Origin of the sequence: Xenorhabdus beddingii, from assembly GCF_002127545.1 — a bacterium.
In the GTDB taxonomy this organism is placed as follows: Bacteria; Pseudomonadota; Gammaproteobacteria; order Enterobacterales; family Enterobacteriaceae; genus Xenorhabdus; species Xenorhabdus beddingii.
In genome coordinates this window covers 1-1,339 of record NZ_MUBK01000104.1, presented here as the reverse complement: position 1 = coordinate 1,339, position 1,339 = coordinate 1, and the positions used below count along the sequence as shown (strand labels likewise).

Annotated in this window: 1 protein-coding gene; it reads right to left on the bottom strand. The window is 63.0% G+C overall.

Features of this window, described 5'->3' with window-relative positions; all coding sequences use genetic code 11:
* A partial coding sequence (locus tag Xbed_RS18640; RefSeq protein WP_139837549.1) for a non-ribosomal peptide synthetase occupies nucleotides 1-1,339 on the bottom strand: 1,339 nt, incomplete at both ends.

Sequence of the window (1,339 nt, the reverse complement as noted above, 5' to 3'; positions counted from 1 at the left end):
AAGCCGCGCAGCTTGACCTGAAAATCATTGCGGCCAAGGTATTCAATATTGCCGTCGGGCAGCCAGCGGCCGAGGTCGCCGGTTTTGTACATCCGCGCATCCGGCTCCGGAGAGAACGGATCGGCCAGAAAACGCTGCGCCGTCAGTTCAGGGCGATTGAGGTAACCCCGCGCCACCCCCGCACCAGCGATATGGATTTCCCCGCTCACCCCAAGGGGCACGGGCTGACCATATTCATCCAGAATATAGATCCGGGCATTGGCGATCGGCCGGCCGATCGGGGGCAGTGTCGGCCACCGCTCAATTTCCCCGCCCAAGATGGCCGGACTTAATGTATATGCCGTCACCACGTGGCTTTCTGTCGGGCCATAGTGATTGTGTAACCGGCCGTCGCCGATCCGTTGCAGCAGACGCTGAATGGCCGGCGTCATGCGTAATTGCTCACCGGCCGTAATAATATGGGCCAGACAGGAGAGATCTCCGGCAGGGTGACCGGCGGCGGCTTCGGCCAGATGCTGGAGGGCGACGTAGGGGAGGAAAAGGCGGTCAATGCGCTCTTGCCGGATCAGGCGGAGAAGCTGTTGAGGCTCCCGCCGCAGGACTTCCTGAATCAGGACCAGACAGCCGCCTTCAGCCAGAGTGGTGAAGATCTCCTGAAAGGCAACATCGAACCCCAGCGCGGCAAATTGCAGGGTCTTGCCGGTTCCGGCCGGCTGTGAGGGGGACTGGCGGTGCCATTGCAGCAGGTTGGAGAGGGCTGACAGCGGCATTTCCACCCCCTTGGGCAACCCGGTGGAACCCGATGTATAGATCACATAGGCCAGATGGTGCGGGGTCAGCCCCATCGCCAGCGTGTCCGGATTGTGGGTCGGCTGTTCAGCCAGCGCGGGGGGCAGCGCATCCAGCAATACCGTGGTGTGTCCGGCGGCAGGCACCGCGTGGTTCAGCGTATCAGCGAGGACGGTTTGGGTGAGCAACACCACCGGCGCGGCATCGTCGAGCATATAGGCCAGCCGTTCGGTCGGGTAGGCGGGGTCGAGCGGGACATAAGCGCCGCCGGCCTTGAGGATGGCGAGTAATCCCACCACCATGTCCGGGCTGCGTTCAACACAAATCGCCACCCGTTCATCCGGGCGCACGCCCAGTGCGATCAAATGGTGCGCCAGCCGGTTGGCGCGGCGGTTGAGTTCACCATAGCTCAGGGTCTGCCCGGCAAACCTCAGCGCCGTGGCCGCAGGCTGGTGCGCGGCCTGCGCTTCAAACCCGGCATGGACGAAAGCCGCTGGCGGATAATCCACCTGAGTGGCATTGAAATCCACCAGCAGTTGTTGCCGCTCTG